This window comes from Thalassospira alkalitolerans (genome assembly GCF_002115745.1).
Lineage (GTDB): Bacteria > Pseudomonadota > Alphaproteobacteria > Rhodospirillales > Thalassospiraceae > Thalassospira > Thalassospira alkalitolerans.
Window position 1 is genome coordinate 23,949 of record NZ_JFKB01000022.1, and the last position, 23,261, is coordinate 47,209.

Sequence of the window (23,261 nt, forward strand, 5' to 3'; positions counted from 1 at the left end):
AATGCTTGGACGTCACCTAAGGAGAAATTTGGTATGATGATTATATTGACGACTATTGTGCAGATCGTCATGGGTATTGCTGGTGGTCAAGCTGTGACTACTGCGCTACGACTATCCACCATTGCGCCAATTATCAACATTCTTTCTGGTGGTTTGGGAGGACTGGCTTTGGGGCTGCTGGTCGGTGGATTCGTGGGGGATGACAACTCATTCTTTGCAATGCTGGGCGATGCTGGCGGTGGTTTTGTGGGCGGTGCGGTGGTTACGGTTATCGTGGTGCGGATAACCAGAAGGCTGAGTGGACGATAAGCGAATGAAAAGGGCACCATTCCCATTATCAGGAAAGTGATTTGGCGAATAGAGGAGGCTAACTCATGTCACTTGGAGCAGACACCCAGCGCAAACGGGATCGTGAGATTGCGGCGACTACAAAGGGCGAGGCGACAGCAGAGAACATCCTTGACGCCGCATTTAAGTCGATCGCGGTGCATGGCTGTGGAGCTGTAACTCTTCGAGGAATTGCCGATGAGGCTGGCGTTGTGCTGAGTCAGCTTAATTACCATTATGGCAACAAGAATCGTCTTTTTGCTGCCGTACTCAAGCGCATGCAGCACGGTTACATCGAGGCGCTCGATGTTCGCCTACACGGACACGATTCTTTGGAAGGGCAGATTGCAGCAGTCGTCGATTACAACGAATCGGTCCTTATCGACAGTCCAGAGACCTATCGGAACTTTCTTGAATTTTTCAACTTTGCGATGAATTCCAAACCGTTTCAGGTGGAGGTCGATAACTTCACGTCACAAATCGCGGCAATGATTGAAAAACGCATCGTCCAGTATCAGTGCAAAGACGAAGCAATGGCCTGTTTCTCGGCGGCTGCGCTCACGCGCTTCATTCTGTCGGCGTCATTCGGGATAGCCCTCCAAAGATTTCTCAGTCCGGAGAACGAAGATGCGCGGGCGGGCTTTAGCATTATCAAGGCGACGGCGTCTCAGCTTATTAGGCAGAATAGAGATGCTATGCCGTTAGACTAATGTGAACCGCTCTTCAGGTGATGCAAGTCGGGCCGATACCAGCACAACCGTGCTGGTCACGATCAATAGCCTGCGTTTGTTGATCGCACTGCGCCGGTCATAAGGATAAACAAAGGGCGAAAATGTTCCGGTTCCCCCACCATAAGGCAAAGGAACCGGAACGATATTGGTGGTCATTTAATCTGTGACGGGTGTTATCGCCATTTTACGACATCACGACATTTCCCGGTTCAAGGATCAATGTCAGTTCGTTTGCCTTTGCCGGATTCAGGGATGCAAACACAGGTGCAAAGCGATCTGAATAGGCAAAATTATAAGCTTGGGATAACGGGGCGAGTTTTGCCGCCCATTGGTTATAGGTTTTTGATGTTTGAAGACCACCAAACAGCAACGAATTTGGCAGGTTGAACCAGTCATGGCTAGGCATGGAGCCGACCATCTTGGGGCTATCTTTGCCAACAGAGACAGAGCTGCCAATTGCGCCGATATTAATCCCGGCAAGAAGATCGCCTGATATCCAGCCATAAACATTGTTCACCGGCGGAGCCGCCGCCGCCCCATCAAGACTGAAGGGGGCGTTTGCCCCATAGATGCCTGATGGATTGATCAGATCATTCTTGGCAAAGGCCATGGTGACGTGTTTGGCGCCATTCCCAACTGTGCCACTGAGCGTGATATTTGACTGCGCGTCGATCTTGGCAGTCAAATCATAGGTCTGTTTTGAAAGCGGCCCGTTTGACGAAGCATCCGAGCCAACCCCGGCGAATTTACCGGCGATTTTGGCAATGACGCCATTGCCAAGTCCGGGGATCACGGCACCGGTGGTGGTGTTGGTACCGAACTGTTCGTTAAGGTGGGATAGATAACCTTCGAAGGTGTCATAGGGAAGAACCGGAATGCCTTGTGGATTGATCGATGGATATGACGACGGTCCGATGATGCGCGCGAAATCATTGCCCGGTGCCGGGCTGCTTGGGTCGTATTGAACAAACTGTCCCGGAACCAGTGCGGGTATCGGGGTACCATCATTGCCCGCAACACCAGGAAGACCCGAAACCGGGGGTGTCGTCAGTGACAAAAGCGCGTCATAGACGTCTTGTGTTTTTGCATTGTTAAGCAACCCCTGAACCGTTCCCGCCGGGGCACCGTTTTTCGATGTTTTTAGCGACATCGGGATTGACCAATAATCAATGCTGGTCAGGTTCGCGACATCCGCAGGATTGCCGGTAAAGGTCATTTCCATTTTGTCATAGCGCAGGAAAAAGTTTGGGTCGGTTACCGCCTGACCTGGTTCATATTGTTTTCCCTCGACGCTCCATGGGGTTTGGTAGGCCACATAGACACGGCCGCTGAAGGCACTGATGGCAAGGCTGTCTGGAAGGTCTGATAACTTGTACCAGTTTCCGGCAAACGGATAGGACGCGCCGATATTAAGCGGCAAGACGTCAATTGAAAGGGGTTCAATCGTGGAAGGGGATTGGTATGAAATGTCGCAAGGGGCGCCGGTTCCCGGGACAAAGCCGATATTGACCTGATCGTCGGGGAAGCCGCTTTTATTCTCAATCTTCAAAGCAAGAATGGTCATGCTGTAATTCCTAAAGGATTATGAGGAATTGCTCCTGTCCTAACCGAAATCGTTTTTTGATGTTTTGCTGAAATCAATTACAGCGATTCAGAACAGGCATGACCTTTTGCACGCGCATTGATGTGTTGTTATGCGCAACACAAAGCACATGCAGAAAACATCATGCCGTTAGAAAGACGCAGCAGCTAAGAAGATGTGAGAATTTTTTTGGGGGATCCGGTATCGCCTGCGATCGTGATGGCAATTCCAATGAATGATCCAAAAGAGAGAACGCGGTGGTTATCGTTTCCCGCATCGATAACCACCGCTGTTCCACCTTGAGAGGCCTGCGGGGAGAGAGCACCCGCAGGTGAGACAAGCCATTTTGGGGACAAATGCGAATGGGTTGCATTCGCGGGCTGTGTCGAGAACCGTTATAGGCGAGGAAAAAATGCGGCGCAAGTGAAAATCGTTATCATTTGCATAAAATTTTTGGTTGATCGATATGAGGGTTTTTTATCCCGACTAAAACAGTCGGTTAATGCCGCTGTTTTCTGCGGGTTTCGGGGATTTTAATTCCGTATAAATGAACAAGGCCGCATATTCGGTGCGGCCTTGTTATAATATGGCAGGTCTGAATATCAGGTCGGAATACGCCGTAAATGATGATCCCAATGAAGCTTTTTAAGCGAATCGTCGGGCAATTCGACCCGTTTTCGACGAATCGCATCCATGCGCCAGCCGCTGCCAACACCACTGGTGCCGACGAACTCGCCCGCCCGATCCGTCGCGGCAATGCCACAGCCGTCCGGTACCGGGATATGGGTCAGGAACTTGAAGTTTTTGGCATCCCAGAATGTAATGATGCCGCCACGTGGGCAGGAAACGCCAAAAACCTGGTTCGAGGCATCAAACCGTATGGATCCGCAATATTGCCGCATGCGGTATTGCACGTTATCAGGTGCCTCGATCACACGGATGTCCTTGCCTGGTACCCAAAGCCCGACCAGGGGCATCTGATCGTTAAGAGCCCCTTGATACTGGAAACAGGTGGCAATGGTGCCATCTGTTGCAATGTCGAGGTGGCGGATTGAAAGCTGATGCCAGTCGGCCTTTAGGGCCGCTTGATGCAAGAGCTTGCCACTGCGCCGGTCAATGATCGACAGATTGGGTTCCATCGAGTCAAGGTTAAGCGGCGTCCGGCCATCGCGATCCGGATGGGTCTGCAGGCCGCCATTGGCAATGGCAAGGCTTTCGCCATCGGGCATCAGGTGCAATTCATGCGGCCCGGTGCCAAAGCTGTCAAATTCGGCAATCCGGCGATAGCCATCCTTCGCATCCCAGACGGACACCACGCCACGCGCATGTTCGAAATCGTTTTCGGTAACATACAGGTGCCGACCATCATTTGAATAAACCGCATGTCCGTAAAACCGGCGATCTTCGGGACAATGCAGCTTGGCACGGACCGCCCCGGTATGGCGATCAAAGATCAGGCCATAAAGCCCCGGACGGCGTTCAACCGCGGCAACATCAACATGATTGGGCCGCAGGCCAAGGTCGTGCCCGCGACCGGGCAGGGGCTGTTCATACAGAACCTTGCCCATGGCATTAAAGGCGCTGAAATAATAATCGTGATTATCCCCGCCACTGGTCGAAAGATAGACCGCCCGATCTTCGACGGCGGTGGGGGTTGCCGCACGCAGGGCATCAAGGGGCAAAAGCGTTATCGCCCCGCCAAGCCCCATAAGTTTAAGGAATTCACGTCGCTTTTGTTTCATAACCGAACCTTTGCCGGATCAATCGCCGTCAAGCGAGTTAAAGCCACCACCAAGTTGCGTGGTGCCGCCAACATCATTTTCGACCAGCGAATTGATAAAGCTGATCTGACCGGCAAAATCGGCCAGTTTCTGATAGCCATCGGGCTGGTCAAGAAGCTCAACAATCGAGGGCGGCAAATCCCCAAGCGCATCAATCACATTCTGCCAGTTCAGGCGAAAGGACCGATCCATCAGGCTGCTGTCGATCAGGGCAGCAAGGCCTTTGCCTTCTTCGCCGGTATCGCCCCATTTGCCATCATAGATCGCAAACAGTCCGGTCAGGTTATGGGCGATATTGCGAAGCGATCTTTTTGACGTAGGGCTTTCGGCACGGCTGGCCTTGGCATCCTTGGCGTCATCGCCCATCGGCCGGGCCAGTTTTTGTGTCGCAATGATCAAAAGCCCTTCGTGAAGGGCGCGGTACAGGTCTGTCGCGGCAAATTTGGCGTCCGGATAATCCATGCTGTCGGGGCCAGCCTCGACCATGCTTTTGGCAAAATCGGGCCATTCGGCGGTCAGTTCACCTGTGATGCGTTCCAGATTGGCCCCGATTGCCATGCCATAACCGCACAGGAAAGTTGCATCCTCATCATCACCCAAAAGCTTTGCCGAAAGCTTGTCATCAAACAGAACCTGCTCTATGGCGGGAAGCCCCTGAAGGGCGGCACTGGTATTGGCGATCTTTTCGCGGTCGGTATAGATCGCGGGCTTGTTAAACATCAGCTTGCGAAACTGGCGTATCGCGGTGCCGTGTTTATCCGGCCAATATTCGATATGCTGATCGCGGCCATTGGCCACCAACGGCCCCATGCGCCATGGCTGGATTTCCTGCCAGATATCCATGGCTGTGTGGAAATCCTTGCGGGCTTGATCAAGCCCGTCCTGATCAGGTGCAGCACAGAAATCATCCATCTCGGCGGAAAGATCCGTCGTCGCGTCATGCAGCGCATCAAGCTTGGGCGGCACCACCACGGTCAAAAGATGTTCAAGCACCGGGCGATAGTTTTCATCCGGGATATCGGCCCGTGCGCCGGGCGGGGCAAGCCCGATGGCCAGCATGGTTGACGCGGCCAGCAGGGTGGCTTTGCAAGAGCGACACAGGATCGGCATGATTTTCCCCAAGATTAAGGCTTATAAGGACTTTAGAAATGCAAGCAACTTGCTGCGATCCGATAATGGCAAGATTGTGACGGCGTCGCGTGCGGGTGCTGCTTCGCCGTCATGCCATAATACAGCTTCCAGAAGGGTTCGGGCACGTCCGTCATGCAAATATCCGGCACGCGGATCAATTTCCCGGGCGCGGCCCAATCCCCAAAGTGGCGGTGTGCGCCATTCGGTGCCGCTTGCCCGTGCTTCGGGCCGATGATCGGCCAATCCATCGCCCATGTCATGTAGCAAAAGGTCCGTGTAAGGCCAGATGACCTGCCCGGATTGTTCGGGCAAGTCCGCCCGTACAGGCAATTGATAGCTTGGCGTGTGGCACGATGCGCAACCAATTGAATTGAAAATATCGCGCCCGGCAATCACATCGGGATCGGATGCGTGGCGTCGCATCGGCGGGGCGACATTGCGCGCATAAAACAGGACAAGATCGGTGATCTGGCCATGGGCCTCCAGATTATCAAACTCCGGATCATTCCCATCGGGGGCGCCCCGGCAAAGGCTTTGCGCTTTGGTGCAGTCGCTATATCCTAGCGGATATAGCGGGGTTGAAAGCCCGATATCAAACTGAAATGCATTCTGGTTTTGTTGGTTAAGGGTCGGCATTCCGGCCTTCCAGCCAAAGCGGCCAATCGCCAGATCGCCCTTGGCAATGTCCCAGACTCGGTTTGCCCGCCCTGATATGCCATCGCCATCCCGGTCATCGGGATCGCTGGCGGCGATCAAGACATCATCTGGAATGGCTTCAAGCAGGCCAAGTCCGATCATCGGCGGGGCAATGCGTGGCGAGATCATCACATCATCATCCAGCGGACCATAAGCCAGATCGGTCATGCCATAGGTTGGATTACGAAGGTCGACGGTTTGGCCATCTGAAAGCGTTATGGTGTGGGTTTTATAATGCACCGTCACCTTGCCCTCGGCCGGGATGGCGGGGATTGAAAAGTCCTGAAACTGTCCGCCGTAAACCGGATCGGGCAGGGTCGATGCGTGGCCCGATGCCAGCAGTTCACGATCCGCATCGGTTTTTGGCGGAACAGAAAGACGCAAAAGCATCGATGTCGCACCCGCCGAGGGATCGTTTTCATCAACCGGGTGACCCCGGCCATTGCGAATATGGCACCCATTGCACGCGCGCGAATTAAACAACGGCCCCAGACCATCGGCCGCCTTGGTGCGTGTCGGTGCCGTAACCCAAAGCCTTTGAAAAAGGGCTTCGCCAAGTTTGAAATCAAGTCGCTTTTCAAAGGCCATATTGGCCGAATAATGGGTAAAGGCCTTTCGCCCGGTTTTCTTTTGCCATGTTGTATCCCCGCCGGGCAGGGCATCATCGGCAAAGGCAGGCAGGGCGGCACTCAAAAGGAGTGCGACCAGAAGGGGCACAGTCAGAACGGCGTGTGGGAAATTGCGGGCGGCGGGAAAATGCATGGAATTCTTCTAATCGTAAAAGCAAAACGGCGGGAGAAAATTTTCCCCCGCCGTCGGAATCATTTGGGGCATAACCCCGAATGCGGATGTTGTGTGATCAGTTGATCGACGCCGGATTGTCAAGGCTGTCCGAACCTTCGAACTCGATACCTGAAACGCCAATGGCGGCAACAATCTGTTCGATTGATTTGGTCTGGTCAACAAGCGCATCGACAAAGGCCTGAACAACGGCATTGCCGTCTTCATTGTCCATTGCGATCAGCTGGTCAAAATGTTCGCCACCCTGTGCACGGGTAACCATGGTTTTACCAGCCAGAACCGATGACGCCAGTTTGGCGCGCAGTTCGGTATCAAGACCGGCATCCTTGGCCGCAACCAGATCGGAAAGCGATGCACCTTTAACGATGGAACCGTCAACACGGGCATAACGGCCAAGGTAAACGTTTTGGATACCCAGCGCATCATAGTAGTGCGAGTTGTGCGTGTTGTCCGAGAAGCAGTCATGCTCTTCTTCCGGATCATGCAGCAACAGGCCAAGTTTGGTGCGTTCGCCAGCCAGTTCACCGTAAGACAGCGAACCCATGCCGGTGACAATCGCGGTCAAACCCGGAATGCCGTCGCCTTCAAGAACGGTGGCGCGTGCGTCACCATCAGCAGTCCACTGTGCGGTCATCCATTCAAGATCGGAAACCAAAAGATCGGTTGCGGCCTGAAGATAGGCGCCGCGACGATCACAATTACCATTGGTGCAGGCATCGCCCTTGGCATAGTCGGTCCATGCACGGTCGCCATTGCCCGCTTCGGTGCCATGAAGGTCCTGACCCCAAAGAAGGAATTCTATGGCGTGATATCCGGTGGCAACGTTGCTTTCAACGTCGTCAATTTCGTGCAGGCTTTCGATCAAGCCGGTATTGATGGTCGAGGCATCAATGGTTACACCGGAAATGCTCAGGCTCGGATTGGCGATAACATTGGCGGTGTAAGCCGGGTTTTCTTCGTTTTCTTCGCCGTAAAGATCGGTTTCGACATAATCGATCAGACCTTCATCAAGCGGCCATGCGTTAACCTTGCCTTCCCAGTCGTCAACGATGGCGTTGCCGAAACGGAAAACTTCGGTCTGCTGGTATGGTGCGCGCGACGCAAGCCAAGCCGATTTCGCCGCATCAAACGATGCCTGCGACGGATTGGCGATCAATGCGTCAACAGCCCCCTGAAGGGCCTTTGCGGTTGTGACGGAATCTTCGTAACCGGCATGCGCGATGTCGGCATAGGTTGTCAGAACGTCTTTTGCGCCCGGTGCGGCAAATGCCTGCACGCTCAAAGTGGTCGCAAGTGCAGCCGTTCCCAGAATTTTCACGAGTTTCATAGGAGTTCCCATCTGTCCCTGTTGGTGAGCCAAGGGCACCGCCCTCTATACGCTTCCAATTAACTGATACTGCTTGTGATAATGATTTGCAAACATTGATTCCCGCCGGTTTGGGATTTTTTACACTATCGGGATGTGGTAACCAGAGATTGACCTGTATCGGGCCAAATTTTTTGGCAAGATACAGGGGGTGATATTGCATCTGATCTTGCGGCCTGTGGATGCCAACTTGTGACGAATGTCAAATTAATCGCAAATAATGGAAAAACGCTGATGAGCGATCAGACCGAACCGACCCAAACCACAAAGACCGAAACCCAAAAGATCAACGCCACCAAGACTGTCCGGCTTTGGGATTTTCCCGTCCGGCTGTTTCATTGGTCATTGGTCATCGCCATCGTGACGTCCTGGTGGACGAACCAGGAATTGATGATCGATATTCACGCACTTGCCGGGTATTGCGTGCTGGCACTGGTTCTGTTTCGTATTGCCTGGGGTTTTGTCGGCAGTTCAAACGCCCGGTTTTCAAATTTCCTGACCGGCCCGCGCAAGGTGTTTGGCTATCTGATGAAACTGCCAACCGGGGGCGTTACCGAACTGACCTATCCGGGGCATAATCCGGCGGGGGGCTGGATGGTTGCGGTGTTGATCGTGCTGGTCGCTGTGCAGGCGATAAGCGGCCTTTTTGCCAGCGAGGATACCTTTTTGTTCTTTGATGGACCGTTGGTGGCCTATGCCAGTTCCGATATCGCCCGCACCATGAATTTCATTCATCATACAAATATCAATCTGATCTATATCGCTGTGGGTTTGCATGTGTTTGCCGCGCTTTTTTATCTGGTCGTCAAGCGTGAAAACCTGATCCGGGCGATGGTGACAGGGATGCATCATGTCCCCGAAAGCATTGCGGCGGGTTTCATGCAAATCCGGTTTGCATCCCCTGTTTTGGGGATTGCGATTCTTGTCGTTTGTGGTCTGGCAGTATGGGCATTGGTTGCGGTTGCCAGAGGCGGGTGAAATATTTTATCATATCATCATACTAATCTAAGAAATGTGTTGCATTGCGGTAACTTACTGAGTTGAACGGCATAATTTAACGGCTGTTAAAAACAGAAAATGCGATATGGACTGATATTTTCATATTGTAAAATATGATACAAAACAAAATACTTGATAAATAAATATCGCATTTCTAGGCTGACCTCACAAAAGAACAAACCACAGGTGAGGAAACAGTTATGCGTGCACGCGCAACCATCCATAAAGACTTCACAATTGCGACTGTCGATAGACGGGTTTATGGCTCGTTTCTTGAGCATATGGGGCGTGCTGTATACACCGGCATTTATGAGCCCGGCCATGAAACGGCCGATAAAAATGGCTTTCGGCAGGATACGCTTGAACTGGTACGCGGGCTTGACGTTCCGATTGTGCGTTATCCTGGCGGCAATTTCGTTTCGGCCTATAACTGGGAAGATGGCCTTGGCCCGCGCGAACAGCGCCCGACACGTCTTGATCTGGCGTGGCGGACTCGTGAAACCAACCATATGGGGGTGAACGAGTTTGCGGATTGGGCAAAGCTTGCCAATACCGAGATGATGCTGGCGATGAATTTGGGGTCACGCGGTCTTGAAGATGCGCGTAACTTTCTTGAATATTGCAACCATCCGGCGGGGACATACTGGTCGGACCTGCGTAAATCGCACGGTTATGCCGATCCGCATAATGTCCGCATCTGGTGTCTTGGGAATGAAATGGATGGCCCCTGGCAGGTCGGTCATAAGACCGCCAGCGATTATGGTCATCTTGCCAATGAGGTCTCCAAGGCTTTCAAGTATTTCGATCAGTCGCTTGAAACTGTTGTCTGTGGCTCTTCAAATGACAAGATGAAAACCTACCCTGATTGGGAAGCCACGGTTCTTGAAGAAAGCTATGACAGTGTCGATTATATCTCGTTGCACAAATATTTCGGCAATGAGGAAAAGGACACGCTGAACTATTTCGGCCGTGCGCAGGAACTTGACCGCTACATCGTTACCATCGGTGGTGTGATTGACTACATCAAAGCCAAGAAGCGATCCAAAAAAGATGTCAAAATCTGCTTTGATGAATGGAACGTCTGGTACCATGACCGGAAGGAAGACGACCAACGTATCAAGGAATGGGATTGGCCCGTCGCGCCGGCTCTGCTTGAAGAGGTTTATAACTTCGAGGATGCGCTTCTGGTTGCAAGTCTGCTTAATGTTTTCATTCGCAGATCTGACAGGGTTAAGATCGCCTGCATGGCGCAGCTGGTTAATGTTATTGCACCGATCCTGACGCGTGAAGGCGGCCCGGCTTGGGCGCAAACGATCTATTATCCGCTTCAGTTTGCATCGAAATACGGGCGTGGCACGGCACTTAATGTCAGTGTGGATGTCCCTGGTTATGATTGTGATGTTTCACAGGACGTCCCTTATCTCGATGCATCTGCTGTGCTGTCCGAAGCGGGGACATCGGTCAGTATTTTCCTGATCAACCGTCACCTTGACGAGGACATGAGCCTTGATCTGGCCCTTGAAGGTTTTGGTGCTGCGCGTCTGCTCGAACATACCGAACTTTCCGGTCACAAGCTTGAAGACCGCAACTCTATCGATGCGCCAAATACAGTGATCCCGAAAAAGGGCCGTGGCATTGCGTTGGAGGACGGCAAGCTTGTTGGCGCGCTTAAGCCATTGTCCTATCACTTGGTCCGCGTTTCTCTTGATGCATCCGCCTGATGGTTGCAGGCCGGTTGGTAAAACCGGTCGGTTTGTCATCATGTCGGGTTCCGTATTGAGAGGATCAGGGAAATGTCCGGTGTTACGCTTCGCAATATCAAGAAGGCCTTCGGAACGGTCGAAGTCATTCATGACGTCAATATTTCGATCAGTCAGGGGGAGTTCGTTGTTTTTGTCGGCCCGTCGGGCTGTGGCAAATCCACCTTGCTTCGGATGATTGCCGGGTTAGAGGAAACCACCAGCGGTGTCATCGAGATTGATGGAACTGATGTTACCTGCATGGAAGCGGCCAAACGCGGAGTTTCCATGGTGTTTCAATCTTATGCGCTGTATCCGCATCTGTCGGTTTTCGACAATATGGCATTCAGCCTGCAGATCGCGTCTCGACCCAAGGACGAGATAAAGCAAAAGGTCGAGGAAGTCGCCCGCATCCTGCAGCTTGACCAGCATCTGGATCGCAAACCTTCACAGCTTTCGGGCGGACAGCGGCAGCGTGTTGCCATCGGGCGGGCCATTGTGCGCCAGCCGAAAGCCTTTCTGTTTGATGAACCATTATCGAATTTGGATGCCGAATTACGTGTTCAGATGCGCATGGAGATCGCCCGGCTGCACAACCAGATCGGGGCGACGATGATTTACGTTACCCATGATCAGGTCGAAGCCATGACCCTGGCCGATAAGATCGTCGTGCTGAAATCCGGTACGGTGCAGCAGATCGGATCACCTCTGGAGCTTTATGATAATCCAGATAACCAGTTTGTTGCCGGTTTCATCGGGTCGCCAAGGATGAATTTCCTGGAAGGCAAGGTCGTGCAGGGGGGAAACGATGCCCCGGATGAAGTGCGGATCGAACTGGTCGAAGCACCCAACAGTAGCGTGCCGGTAACTCTGAGCGGCCCGAAGCCTGTGCCAGAGGCGACGGTCATATTGGGTATTCGTCCCGAAAATATTGAGACAGGCAACCCGGTATCCGCCGAAGACGATGCTGTTGAACTGTCATTAAAAACCGAATTTACCGAAGAACTCGGTGGGGTCAGTTACGTCCATACCCTGACCGAGGGCGGGGTGCGGGTCACCATCGAACGTCGTTCAGATCGCAATCATATCGCGCAGGATCACATATCGGCCCGTTTGCCGACACGTCATTTGTTTCTGTTCGATGCCAATGGGATGCGCCTGCGGTAACGCCGCAGGTCATCCGGATCGTAACCGCCCGGCACGGGATGCAATCATAATAATAACCCGTCAGGGCATTTTACGCTGTGGCCTAAAAGTGCCCGGCGCACAAGGAGGAAACGTCGTGAAACCTTTCATAAAGGCCTGTCTGTCGGCCACAATCCTGATGGGCAGTACCGTTGCTGCCAACGCACAAACTGATATCACCTGGTGGGATTTCCTTGAAGGCGGTGATGGTGCGCGTATGAAAGCCCTGATCAAGGAATTCAACGAAACCCATCCCGATATTAATATCAAATCGACGACCTTGGAATGGGGCGTGCCGTTCTATACGAAGATCCAGACCGCAACGGCGGTGGGACAGCAACCCGATATCATGACCTATCATCTGTCGCGTTTCCCCTTGGCCGTTCCCCAGGGGCTTCTGCGTCCAATCAGCAACGATGAGCTGACCGAGGCAGGGTTGTCAGCAGATGATTATTATCCGTCCAGTTTCAATGCCGCCAAGGTTGGCGATCAGTTGTATGGCTTGCCGTTCGATATTCATTCTATCGTGCTGTATTACAACAAGGATGCATTGGATAAGGCGGGGCTTTTGGGGGAAGATGGCAAGCCCAAAGGATTGGATGGACTTGAAAATTTCAATGCCGCGCTGGCGAAGCTTAAGGACACTGGCGTAGAAATTCCGTTGTCGCTGCATACCGATGAAGGTGGATCGATGTGGCGTGTGTTTTATACGCTCTTGGCGCAACAGGGGGCCTCTTTTGTGGAGGATGGCAAAATCCTTCCTGGGGATGCGGGGCTTAAGGCGCTTAAGGCAATGACCAATTGGGTGGCCTCGGGATATTCCCCGGAACTGATTTCTTATGAGGCCTCGATCGCACTGTTTACATCCGGACGTGCGGCAATGCACATCAATGGCGTCTGGGAAGTCCCGACAATGAAGGATCTGGCCAAGAATGGCGATCTTGGCTTTGAATGGGGCGCGGTACAGATCCCTGTTTTGATGGATAAAAAGGCAACCTGGGCTGATTCTCATGCCTTTGCCATCCCCCATAGCGAAGACAATCCGATTTCCGCCGAAAAGGTTAAGGTGGTGATGCAGATTATCGCATGGATGAATGAACACAGCCTGTCTTGGGCGGATGCGGGGCATATTCCGGCCTATAAGGCGGTAGCCGAAAGCGACGAATTCAAGAAAATGGAACCGAACGCGATCTATTCCGCACTTGCTGAAACGGCTGTTTTCGATCCGGCAATCTCGATTGCCGGTGTGGCCGGGCCGATTTACGAAGCGACGCAGAATTTCATCGTTCCTGCGCTAAACGGACAGCTTGATCCCGAAGAGGCGCTGGAAATGGTGCGTGATGAACTGCAGGGTCTGGAACTTAACTGATCAGAGATGATGGCGGTGGCTGGCATGCTTCTTCTTTATGTCAGGCATCGCCACCGGATGGTCCCTGTATGATTTTCATGGCTATGGGGTGGTGTTGATGCGATTGAAATCCGGAAACAGGACAAGAACGGCATTGCTGCTGATTGCGCCTTTCGTGATCTGCTATCTCGTGGTGTTTGCCTATCCTGTCTACAAAATGTTTGCGATGAGCTTTACCGATGCACCATTGATCGGCGAGGGCGAATGGGTGGGGCTGGATAACTATATCCGGATGTTCCAAAACAAGCTTTTTTATACCTCGGTCTATAACACGTTGTATTTTGTTGTTCTGACCGTCGTTCCCAATACGCTGATTGGCCTTGGCATTGCGATGATGATTGTGCGTCTTAATGGCTGGGTGCAGGCGAGTATCCTGATCCTGTTCTTCATGCCCTATATCCTGCCGGTTACGGTTGTGACCCAGATATGGCAGTGGGTGCTTGATCAGCAGTTCGGGATTGCACAGCCGCTGATCGAGGCCGTTGTCGGGAAACGTGTCAGCGTGTTCCGTGATCCGTTCTGGGCAATGCCGATGGTGGCGGTTGTCACAATCTGGTGGACCAACGGTTTCAATGTTCTTTTGTTTGTTTCCGCTCTTCGCAATATCCCCCGGGATTATTACGAAGCCGCATCTCTGGACGGGGCAACCAGGCTTCAGCAGTTCCGCCGGATTACCTGGCCGTTACTTTGGCCGGTGACGGCACTTGTCCTGACATTGCAGTTGATTATGCAGCTTAAGATTTTTGATCAGATTTATCTGATGACCCAAGGCGGACCGTTCAATTCGACCTATGTGCTGTTGCAACTTGTCTATCGCGAAGCTTTTGGCCGGAACCAGGGTGGTTATGCCTCGGCGGTTGCGGTGGCGCTGTTTGTCATCATCGTTGCGGTGTCGATCCTGCAATATCAGTTGCTCAAAGCGCGGGGGAAATAACGATGGGACGCGTATCATCAGGCAATATTTTGCTGCTGGTCTTTACCCTGATTGCGGCCTGTGCCTGGGCATTTCCGCTGTATTGGGCAATTGTCACGTCGCTTAAGCCCGAGGCAGAGGTTGTCGGCAGTTTATCGCTTTGGCCACAGACTGTTGATCTGTCATCCTATATCTTCGCGCTTTTTGAAACCAATCTTGTGCGTTGGTACGTCAATTCCATCGGGACGTCGGTTCTGATTACCGCGATTGTCATTGTGATCAGTATGATGTGCGGCTATGCCTTGTCCCAGATTGTTTTTCCGGGTCGGCGGATGCTGTTTCTGGTGGTGCTTGCAAGTTTCATGGTGCCGTCTCAGGCGCTGGTGGTGTCGCAATTCGTGTTGATGCATAAATTTGGCATGATCAATACATGGGGCGGGATCATCCTGCCGCAGGTGATCATTCCGGTGGTGGTGATTGTCTATAAACAGTTTTTTGATTCCGTGCCCCGCGAGTTACGCGAGGCTGCCAAACTTGACGGTTGCGGCGAATTTCAGATTTTGTTCAAGCTGTATCTACCGTTGAATTGGGGGATCACAACCGCCCTTTCGATTATTACGTTTATCATGGCGTGGAACAATTTCCTGTGGCCCTTCCTTGTCACCACTTCCGAAGAAATGATGACGGTTACGGTCGGGATCACGCAGGTTGGTGACTCATTTGGTGTGCAGTATGCGCGTGATATGGCGGTGGCTGTAATGGCTGCGATGCCGGTAGCTGTGGCGTATCTGATCTTTCAGCGTCGCGTTACCCAGGCAATTATGCTGTCTTCGGGGATCAAGGGGTAGTCGATGCCGCCATGGACAGTCGTGTGGTATATGGGGAAACCTGAAGGGAATAATAAAAAGCCATGCAGACAAAACTACTGACGGTCGATCCCGTTAAAGATTCAGATATCGTTCATGGGCTTGCGTCCAAAACCAGGATCGACATCCTGTATCTGTTGCGCAAGAACGGCCCACAGAATGTTAATGAAATCGCAGAAAAAATGGGATTGCCGCAATCGACGGTGGCAATCAATATCAAGACTCTTGAAAAAGTAGGGTTGGTTGAAACCCAGACGATGAAGGCCAAAAAGGGCAATCAGAAAATCTGTTCTGCGGCTTATGGCGAAATATACATACGCTTTGATGACGATAAAACCAGTTCAGATGATGATCGGGTCGTCGTTAGCATGCCGATCGGCCTGTTTACCGAATTTGATGTCGGTGCTCCGTGCGGCATGTGTTCGGTTGAACGGATTATCGGGGTGCTTGATGTGCCCAATGTGTTTCTGGATCCGCAACGTATGCAGGCCACCCTTTTATGGTTTACGCGCGGTTATGTTGAATACAAATTTCCGAACAATGCCAAAGTAACCGGACGTCAGCCGAAACGGTTGGAGATTACGGCCGAGGTCAGTTCAGAAACCCCGGAAACCAACGCGGAATGGCCGTCGGATATTTCAATCTGGATCAACGGTTTCAATGTTGGTATCTGGACGTCGCCAGGCGATTTTGGGGACCGGCGCGGATTATATTCGCCGGGTTGGTGGAAGCTCGCAGGGTCCCAATACGGTCAGCTCAAGACATGGGTGATCGATGAAAAGGGGACCTGGATCGACGGGCTGCGGATTTCCGATCAAACGATCCATACGCTTGGAATCATGGATCATCACTCAATCCGTTTCCGGATCGGGATTGATGACAATGCCAAAAATCCGGGCGGGTTAAATATTTTCGGGCGCGAGTTTGGCGATCACGATCAGGATATCACCATGACTCTTTGTTTTTAGCGGCAAGGCTTATGGCGAAGAAGATTTGGCAAATTAGGCTCTGAAACAAAGAAAGTCCCCGAAGGGCGTTTCCGTCTTGCTGTTTTGGGTTTCGGGCAACAGCAATGATGGATGACGGATCGTTTCATCCGGGGACGCTCAGACTTGCTTATGTCGGCTTGGCGTAATTATTTCGCGCGATACGTATCGTGGCATCCTTTGCAGGATTTGCCGAGTTCGCCCATGGCAGCCCCCATGGCTCCTTTGTCACCAGCCGCCGCTGCAAGTTTCATCGCTGCTTGTTGCATGGCCGGGAAGCGGCCGGAAAAGTCCGCCCAGTCTGTCCAGATTTCATCCTTGGCCGTGGTTTTCACCGACGCATCCGTGGTGTTGGTTTCAAACTTCCCCGGTGCGATGGAGGCTGCAAAGGCAATGCCGTTGGCAAGGTTGCGCAGAACCGGATCGGGAAGATCGCACTCGCCTTTCATATAACAGCCAAGCGTTCCCATGGCGCCACCGACGCCATCCATCATCATCTGGCGGGATTTAACGGCGTCGTTGGACATGGCTTCGTCGGCCTGCGCACTGCCAAAGGCAGCAAGGCCAAGCGACAGGGATACGGTCATCAAACCTGCGGTCACAATATGCTTCATGGCTCTCTCGTTTGTTGTCTCTCTGATGGAGCGGGACGGAGCAGGGGCGTTTGGCGCACCTGCAATCGGGCTTTTGACCCTGTTTCTTATTATATTGGTCATAAGCATTGTTGCCTATGACTTGCTGCTGCGCTTAGTCTCCCAATTGCGCCCCGAAATTCGGAATCACAACCGCGTGATGATGGAATAAATTTTTGTAACTGACGTGCACAAGGAAACGCCCCCAGATGTCCGCTGTGTCCACTGCCCCACAAGAAAAAAAAGCCAGCCCGCCCGATGTTGCGGCGACTGCCGATGAAGCGATTTCGGCGGGGCGGTCGCGCGCGCGCGCGCTGATCCGTGACTGGAACCTTGATAAGGCTTTTATCAATGGGCAATGGTGCCGCGCTGATTCACGCGAAACCATTGATGTGCATGATCCCGCCACGGGCAAGGTGATTGGCGATGTGCCCTTTTTGCGCACATCCGAGGCACGGCGCGCGATTGATGCCGCCGATGATGCCTTTCCGACATGGTCGGGAATGCTGGCCAAGGACCGGGCGGGGTATTTAAAACGCTGGCGCGACCTTTTGGAACGCTATCAGGATGATTTGGCCGCCCTGATTACATTGGAACAGGGTAAACCATTTGATCAGGCACAGCGCGAAGTGGTCGGCGCGATTGCCTATGCTGAATGGTACGCCGAAGAAGCCAAGCGCGCCTATGGCCAGACCATGCCCGCAACCCAGCGTGACCGCCGTGTCGTGGTGCAAAAGCATCCGGTGGGCGTGGTGGCGGCGATTACACCGTGGAACTTTCCACTGACCATGGTGGTGCGCAAATGTGCACCCGCATTGGCGGCGGGCTGTACGGTTGTTATCAAACCGGCCGAAGATACGCCGATTTCAGCACTAGCTGCGGCCAAACTTGCCGAAATGGCCGGTTTCCCGGCCGGGGTGTTTAACGTTGTCACCGGTTTGCCAACACCAATTGGCGAGGCTTTAACCGGCGATCCGCGTGTGCGCATGTTGTCCTTTACCGGTTCGACCGAGGTTGGCAAGCGCCTGATCGTGCAATGTGCGCCAACGGTGAAAAAGCTGTCGCTGGAATTGGGCGGCAATGCGCCGTTCATTGTGATGGATGATGCCGATATTGATGCCGCTGTTGCCGGTGCGATGATTTCGAAATTCCGCAATAGCGGGCAAACCTGTGTCTGTGCCAATCGGATATTCGTGCAGGACGGCGTTTATGATCGGTTCGTTGAAAAATTTATCGCCGCCAGCAACGCTCAAACCATCGGCAATGGCTTTGTGCCCGGCACCGACCTTGGCCCGCTGATCAACCGGCAAGCGGTGGCAAAGGTCGAACGTCTGATTGAAAATGCGCAAAAGGGTGGCGCGGTTTTGCATTACGGCGCCGAACGTCCGGGCGATGGTCATTTTGTCCGTCCATTGGTGATGACTGATGTGGCACTTGATGCCGATTGCTTTGACGAGGAGCTTTTTGCCCCCGTTGCCCCGATTTATCGGTTCAAGACCGAGGACGAGGTTGTGGCGCTGTCAAACCGGGTTCGTGCCGGTTTGTCGTCCTATCTTTATAGTCGCGATGTCGGGCGCATTCACCGGATTGCGGATCGGCTTGAAACCGGCGTGGTCGGCATTAATGATGGCACCACCAGTCACGAAGGCGCTCCGTTTGGCGGGGTCAAGGAAAGCGGGCAGGGTCGCGAAGGCGGTCATTGGGGCTTGGATGAATATCTTGAACCCAAATACCTGAATTTCGCGCTGGGCTAGGTGCTAAAATCCTAATTTATACCGGATCGGAAAACGGCAATTGCATCGATGGCAATTGCCGTTTTTGTCTTTTGGGATAAGCCATGCATAAATGATGGGGCAAAAACCGCAAGATTCGAGTCTTCATTTCGAATCTGTTTTATCGGTAAATTGTTGCCGTGCTGTGATGAGCATCACATGAAAATTGATAGTGTCGATGGCGATCAATCCCTTTTCTGATAAGGGATAGGGGCGGAATATACCCTGTGTGATTTTAAGGGCTTTGAGCGCAGCCAAACGCGGTGCAAGAAATGTCCTGTAAGTTGAGCATCTTAATTGTCATGAGACATTCATGCGTCCTGCGCGTGGAAACAATGTGACGTATATGTTTCGCACTATGCGTCACATGCATGGGTGAGCTGAGGAAACTCGTCTCGTCGGATCGAATAAACAGGCGTACACCAGCTTCAGAACAACTCAACGCGAAACCGGGGCGTTAAATTCCCGGTCCGTTTTAAAAGGAATACAGCCATGCGTCGTTATGGTGATTATGATCTCGTCACGCTGCAGCGCGAAGCCGAAAAACTCCGTGCACAGGCGATCCGCAAAGCTTTCGTAGCTCTGGCCCGCAAAATTGCTTCCCTGTTTGGCGGTAACCGCCTTCCGGGCGGCCGTCCTGCTGGCGCCTAAGCTTAACGCTTGACGTAAATTCAGGGTTGAATGACCCGCCGGATACCCCCGCATTCCTCCCATGCGGGGGTGTTTTGATTCTTGGCCTTTATCACAGGGCTTCACGCCGCCATCTGTGCCCGCTATTAAAGGGGGATAACCAGATGACCCGACTTGCGGAGCGTGCCGGATGAAACTTTCTCATTATGCCTTTGGCGAAGAAAACCATGACAACGGAACCATTGTGGTTCTGCACGGGCTTTTCGGGCAGGCCCGCAATTGGACGGCGATTGCCCGTCGACTGGCGGAAAAATACCATGTGGTGACGGCTGACCTGCGCAATCACGGGCGATCCGGCTGGGACGGAGAGATGACATATCAGGCGATGGCTGCTGATATTGCCGATCTGATCCGTGATGTTTCCGACAAACCGGTGCATTTGATCGGGCATTCGATGGGGGGCAAGGCATCGATGGTGCTGGCCCTGTCGCAGGATGCGGATTTGATTGCCGATCTGGTTATCGTTGACATTGCCCCGGTGGCCTATGATCATGATTATACTGGCTATATCAATGCGATGCGCGCGGTTGATTTTGATGCGGTTTCGCGCCGGGCCGAAGTCGAAGACGCCCTTTCAAGCGGTGTCTCGGAAAAAGGCGTGCGACAGTTCCTGGCGCAAAACGTCATAACAGACAAAGACACCGGCAAGATGTCTTGGCAGGTCAATATCGATGCCATGGCCAATCATCTGGCCGATATCACCGGCTGGCCCGGCGGGGCGATGGCAAGCTTTGATCGTGATGTGTTGTTCATTTCCGGGGCCACTTCACATTATGTCGATGCCAAGGATCGCGATCATATCAAATCGCTGTTTCCCAAGGCGGCCTTCACCAGCATCAAAGGGGCCGGTCATTGGGTCCATGCTGAAAAGCCCGAGGCCGTTTTGCTGACCCTGTCAGCCTTTTTAAACCGCTAGGGTCTTGGCATGGTTGATATTCCCAAGGGTTGGAAATTACCTGAAAATGACGCGATCCGGGTCGAAGATATCGAATGCCTGTCAGACAATTGGTATCATCTGTATCGCGTGACATTTGATTTAAAACGCCAGAACGGTGAATGGCAACGCCAGCAACGCGAAGCCTATGAACGCGGTAATGGTGCTGGGATTTTACTGTATAATCGCGATGCCGGGACTGTGATCCTGACCCGGCAATTTCGTCTGCCGACTTTTGTAAATGGCAATGAAACCGGCATGCTGATCGAAGTTCCGGCAGGGTTGCTTGATGATCGCGATCCGGCGTCGGCCGTGATTGCCGAGGTCGAGGAAGAAACCGGCTATAAAATCGGCAAGCCACAAAAGCTGTTTGATTTATTCATGAGTCCGGGATCGGTGACCGAACGGCTTCATCTTTTTATGGCCGAAGTCAAAAGCGAACACCGCGAAGGTATTGGTGGCGGCCTGCACGAAGAAGGCGAGGATATCCACGTTCTGGAAATCCCGATCAAAGACGCGATTGCCATGGTTGCCGATGGTCGTATCCGCGATGCCAAGACCGTAATCTTGTTACAGCACGCGATGTTGGCCAAGCTTTTCGGCTAAAGCATATTTATGTTCACCATCGCAAGGTGTTGGTCGTCGATGATTTTGTCACCAATGCCGATATTGATGCGGCACTGGTGCATTGTCAGGGGCTAACGCAAACCGCAGTGACCGGGGTGATCGGCGCCGGGACCCGTTCACGCCCCTTGGTTTATGCCTATCTTATCGCACAGCTTGGCAATCCGACGATTGGTGTTGACCATGAGGCGCCCGGCTGCATAATGGCAATCTGGTGTTGATGTATCCATAATCGCCAGATCACCAAACACAAAAAAGCCGCCCGGCCATAAAGGCATTCGGGCGGCTTTTTCTTTATGTGATGGATGGCCTATTCGGCGGCTTCGATCCGGGCCATGTCCGGGGCGCTTTTGCGGCCCTTGCCCTCTTGGTCGTGGCGGCGGATGAAATCCTTAAGCCGCGGGCTGATTTGTTCGCGCCAGCGACGGCCGTTAAATACGCCATAATGACCAACACCCTGTTGAAGGTGATGCATGCGCATATTATCGGGCAGATTGGTGCAAAGTTTGTGCGCCGCGCGGGTTTGGCCCATGCCGGTGATATCGTCGCGTTCACCTTCAACCGTCAGAAGGGCGGTTTTGGTAATCGCGGCCGGATCGACCTGAATGCCTTGCCAGCGCATCGTGCCGTCGGGAAGGTTATGGTCGTGGAACACGACTTTTAGGGTTTGCAGGTAAAATTCGGCCGTCAGATCCATAACGGCGAGGTATTCCTGATAGAATGCGCGCTTGGCATCGGCACTTTCGCCGTCGCCTTCGACCAGATGTGTGAACATGTCATGATGGGCGGACATATGTTTGTCCCAATTCATGCTCATGAAACCGGCCAATTGCATGAAGCCCGGATAGACGCGGCGCATTGCGCCGGGATGGGGCAACGGCACATGCGAAATTACATGGCGTTCAAACCAGTCCAAGCTGTGCTGTTGGGCGAAATTATTGACCTCGGTCGGGTTTTCACGGGTATCAACCGGCCCGCCCATCAACGTCATTGATGCGGGTTGGCAGGGCTCATTACCCGATGCCATCAGCGACACAGCGGCAAGCACCGGAACAGATGGCTGGCAGACGGCCATCATATGGGTGTTCGGGCCAAGCTTGCGCAGGAAGCGCATGATATAGTCGACATAGGTATCAAGATCAAAATGGCCCAGATGGACCGGGACGGTGCGCGCATCGTTCCAATCGGTGATGTAAACATCATGATCGGGCAGAAGGGTTTCGACCGTGCCCCGCAAAAGGGTCGCGAAATGGCCTGACATCGGGGCCACAATCAACAAACGCGGATCATCGGGCTGGGTTTTCAGATGCCCGGTTTCGCGTTTGAAATGCAAAAGATTGCCGAACGGTTCGCTGTGAACGATTTCTACGGTCACCGGCACGGTTTCATCATTGATGATCGTGGTATCAAGTTCAAAGTCCGGCTTGCCATAGCGATGAGTGATATGGGTGAACACATCAAATGCCGCTGCGGCCGTGCGACCTTGCTGGGTATAGGACATCGGGTTGGCTGGATTGCGCAGCCACTTCTTGCTGGCATCTGCCGCCATGCGAAGCGGGCTGATGGTGGCGTGCTGCAATTCGTAAAGATGGTACAGCATTTTTCTCTCACTCCCCGGCGATGCATGGGTCGGTTGGGGGCATCGGCCGTGTTGGTCCCCGACTGCTCTGTTCCGGAAGGATTTCCGGCCGGCAGGTCTTTTGTTTTCCGTAACACCCCGATGACGACACTGCGCATTATGCAATGGGGTCAATTTCCGGGGATGCCGGTTATTGGCGGGTTAAGACCCGGCAACATCACGATAAACAGAAATCCTGCAATTCATCAGAGCCTACGATACTTAAGGTTTAAAATAATAGCCTAAAAGTATGATGAATTTCCAAACGATCAGCTTTGATCTTGATTCAAGCCAAGTTTTGGCCTGTTGTCGAGTAAAATTTTGCATCGCAACGTAAGTTGTTGCGCTGCAACAATTGTTGTTTGTTTGGAAATGACGCAGAACTATAATGATCATATACAATCGTATATGTTTGATGGGACTCGGTCAAATCAAGGGAAGCAGGCAAAGAAAAACGCTGCTGTCGGGGAACAGCAGCGT

General features: G+C 52.8%; 23 protein-coding genes. 15 read left to right on the forward strand and 8 right to left on the reverse strand.

The window, feature by feature from the left end:
• Positions 1-33 precede the first annotated feature (33 nt).
• The gene (locus tag TALK_RS19845; RefSeq protein ID WP_085620902.1) at positions 34-309 is read left to right on the forward strand and encodes a hypothetical protein; all 276 of its coding nucleotides are present in this window, start codon (positions 34-36) and stop codon (positions 307-309) included.
• Between the two features lie 65 nt (positions 310-374).
• Positions 375-1,037, forward strand: a complete 663-nt coding sequence (locus TALK_RS19850; RefSeq protein WP_085620903.1) for a TetR/AcrR family transcriptional regulator — start codon at positions 375-377, stop codon at positions 1,035-1,037.
• On the opposite strand, the gene TALK_RS19855 is transcribed toward TALK_RS19850, so the two are convergent.
• The 6 genes from TALK_RS19855 to TALK_RS19880 form a co-directional block, all read right to left on the reverse strand.
• A complete protein-coding gene (locus TALK_RS19855; protein WP_085620904.1) occupies positions 1,029-1,214 on the reverse strand; it encodes a hypothetical protein in 186 nt (61 codons plus the stop codon). The genes TALK_RS19850 and TALK_RS19855 overlap by 9 nt on opposite strands.
• Positions 1,215-1,242: 28 nt before the next feature.
• Positions 1,243-2,622, reverse strand: coding sequence for a beta-1,3-glucanase family protein (locus TALK_RS19860; RefSeq protein ID WP_085620905.1), 1,380 nt, complete (start codon positions 2,620-2,622; stop codon positions 1,243-1,245).
• Between the two features lie 620 nt (positions 2,623-3,242).
• Positions 3,243-4,382 (reverse strand): DUF1513 domain-containing protein, encoded by a 1,140-nt coding sequence (locus TALK_RS19865; protein WP_085620906.1) that lies wholly within the window; start codon positions 4,380-4,382, stop codon positions 3,243-3,245.
• A gap of 18 nt (positions 4,383-4,400) precedes the next feature.
• The gene (locus tag TALK_RS19870) at positions 4,401-5,531 is read right to left on the reverse strand and encodes an imelysin family protein (RefSeq protein WP_085620907.1); all 1,131 of its coding nucleotides are present in this window, start codon (positions 5,529-5,531) and stop codon (positions 4,401-4,403) included.
• A 21-nt stretch (positions 5,532-5,552) separates the two neighbouring features.
• On the reverse strand, positions 5,553-7,010 hold the full coding sequence (locus tag TALK_RS19875; RefSeq protein WP_085620908.1) for a di-heme oxidoreductase family protein: 1,458 nt from the start codon (positions 7,008-7,010) through the stop codon (positions 5,553-5,555).
• A 97-nt stretch (positions 7,011-7,107) separates the two neighbouring features.
• Complete coding sequence (locus TALK_RS19880) at positions 7,108-8,376, reverse strand: imelysin family protein (protein WP_085620909.1); 1,269 nt, start codon at positions 8,374-8,376, stop codon at positions 7,108-7,110.
• Between the two features lie 273 nt (positions 8,377-8,649).
• Here TALK_RS19880 and TALK_RS19885 point away from each other — a divergent pair, with 273 nt between their 5' ends.
• The 7 genes from TALK_RS19885 (at position 8,650) to TALK_RS19915 (ending at position 16,493) form a co-directional block, all read left to right on the forward strand.
• Positions 8,650-9,393 carry a cytochrome b/b6 domain-containing protein gene (locus tag TALK_RS19885; RefSeq protein ID WP_085620910.1) on the forward strand — a complete coding sequence of 248 codons (744 nt, stop codon included), beginning with the start codon at positions 8,650-8,652 and terminating at the stop codon, positions 9,391-9,393.
• 221 nt (positions 9,394-9,614) lie between these two features.
• Positions 9,615-11,135: an arabinosylfuranosidase ArfA gene (gene arfA / locus TALK_RS19890; protein WP_085620911.1), complete on the forward strand. Its 1,521-nt coding sequence runs from the start codon at positions 9,615-9,617 to the stop codon at positions 11,133-11,135.
• A gap of 72 nt (positions 11,136-11,207) precedes the next feature.
• On the forward strand, positions 11,208-12,320 hold the full coding sequence (locus TALK_RS19895; RefSeq protein ID WP_085620912.1) for an ABC transporter ATP-binding protein: 1,113 nt from the start codon (positions 11,208-11,210) through the stop codon (positions 12,318-12,320).
• A 115-nt stretch (positions 12,321-12,435) separates the two neighbouring features.
• Positions 12,436-13,707: an ABC transporter substrate-binding protein gene (locus TALK_RS19900; protein WP_085620913.1), complete on the forward strand. Its 1,272-nt coding sequence runs from the start codon at positions 12,436-12,438 to the stop codon at positions 13,705-13,707.
• A gap of 37 nt (positions 13,708-13,744) precedes the next feature.
• A complete protein-coding gene (locus TALK_RS19905) occupies positions 13,745-14,680 on the forward strand; it encodes a carbohydrate ABC transporter permease (RefSeq protein ID WP_245830056.1) in 936 nt (311 codons plus the stop codon).
• A 2-nt stretch (positions 14,681-14,682) separates the two neighbouring features.
• Positions 14,683-15,507 carry a carbohydrate ABC transporter permease gene (locus tag TALK_RS19910; RefSeq protein WP_085620914.1) on the forward strand — a complete coding sequence of 275 codons (825 nt, stop codon included), beginning with the start codon at positions 14,683-14,685 and terminating at the stop codon, positions 15,505-15,507.
• 62 nt (positions 15,508-15,569) lie between these two features.
• Positions 15,570-16,493, forward strand: coding sequence for an ArsR/SmtB family transcription factor (locus TALK_RS19915; protein WP_085620915.1), 924 nt, complete (start codon positions 15,570-15,572; stop codon positions 16,491-16,493).
• Positions 16,494-16,660: 167 nt separating this feature from the next.
• On the opposite strand, the gene TALK_RS19920 is transcribed toward TALK_RS19915, so the two are convergent.
• Positions 16,661-17,125, reverse strand: a complete 465-nt coding sequence (locus tag TALK_RS19920) for a c-type cytochrome (RefSeq protein WP_085620916.1) — start codon at positions 17,123-17,125, stop codon at positions 16,661-16,663.
• On the opposite strand from TALK_RS19920, the gene TALK_RS19925 reads away from it, so the two are divergent.
• The 6 genes from TALK_RS19925 to TALK_RS19945 all read left to right on the forward strand — a co-directional run bounded on the left by TALK_RS19925 (position 17,124) and on the right by TALK_RS19945 (position 21,384).
• A complete protein-coding gene (locus TALK_RS19925) occupies positions 17,124-17,315 on the forward strand; it encodes a hypothetical protein (RefSeq protein ID WP_085620917.1) in 192 nt (63 codons plus the stop codon). The two genes, TALK_RS19920 and TALK_RS19925, sit on opposite strands and share 2 nt — an antisense overlap.
• A 37-nt stretch (positions 17,316-17,352) precedes the next feature.
• Complete coding sequence (locus TALK_RS19930) at positions 17,353-18,897, forward strand: NAD-dependent succinate-semialdehyde dehydrogenase (RefSeq protein ID WP_085620918.1); 1,545 nt, start codon at positions 17,353-17,355, stop codon at positions 18,895-18,897.
• A gap of 510 nt (positions 18,898-19,407) precedes the next feature.
• Entirely contained in the window at positions 19,408-19,566 is a 159-nt protein-coding gene (locus TALK_RS22175; protein ID WP_169715081.1) for an RSP_7527 family protein, read from the forward strand.
• Between the two features lie 169 nt (positions 19,567-19,735).
• On the forward strand, positions 19,736-20,521 hold the full coding sequence (locus TALK_RS19935; RefSeq protein ID WP_085620919.1) for an alpha/beta fold hydrolase: 786 nt from the start codon (positions 19,736-19,738) through the stop codon (positions 20,519-20,521).
• A gap of 9 nt (positions 20,522-20,530) precedes the next feature.
• Positions 20,531-21,145: an NUDIX domain-containing protein gene (locus TALK_RS19940; protein WP_085620920.1), complete on the forward strand. Its 615-nt coding sequence runs from the start codon at positions 20,531-20,533 to the stop codon at positions 21,143-21,145.
• A 26-nt stretch (positions 21,146-21,171) separates the two neighbouring features.
• Positions 21,172-21,384 (forward strand): hypothetical protein, encoded by a 213-nt coding sequence (locus tag TALK_RS19945; protein ID WP_085620921.1) that lies wholly within the window; start codon positions 21,172-21,174, stop codon positions 21,382-21,384.
• Positions 21,385-21,473: 89 nt separating this feature from the next.
• Here the strand turns inward: TALK_RS19945 and TALK_RS19950 are convergent, their stop codons facing one another.
• Entirely contained in the window at positions 21,474-22,763 is a 1,290-nt protein-coding gene (locus TALK_RS19950; RefSeq protein WP_085620922.1) for a polyhydroxyalkanoate depolymerase, read from the reverse strand.
• Positions 22,764-23,261: the final 498 nt, after the last annotated feature.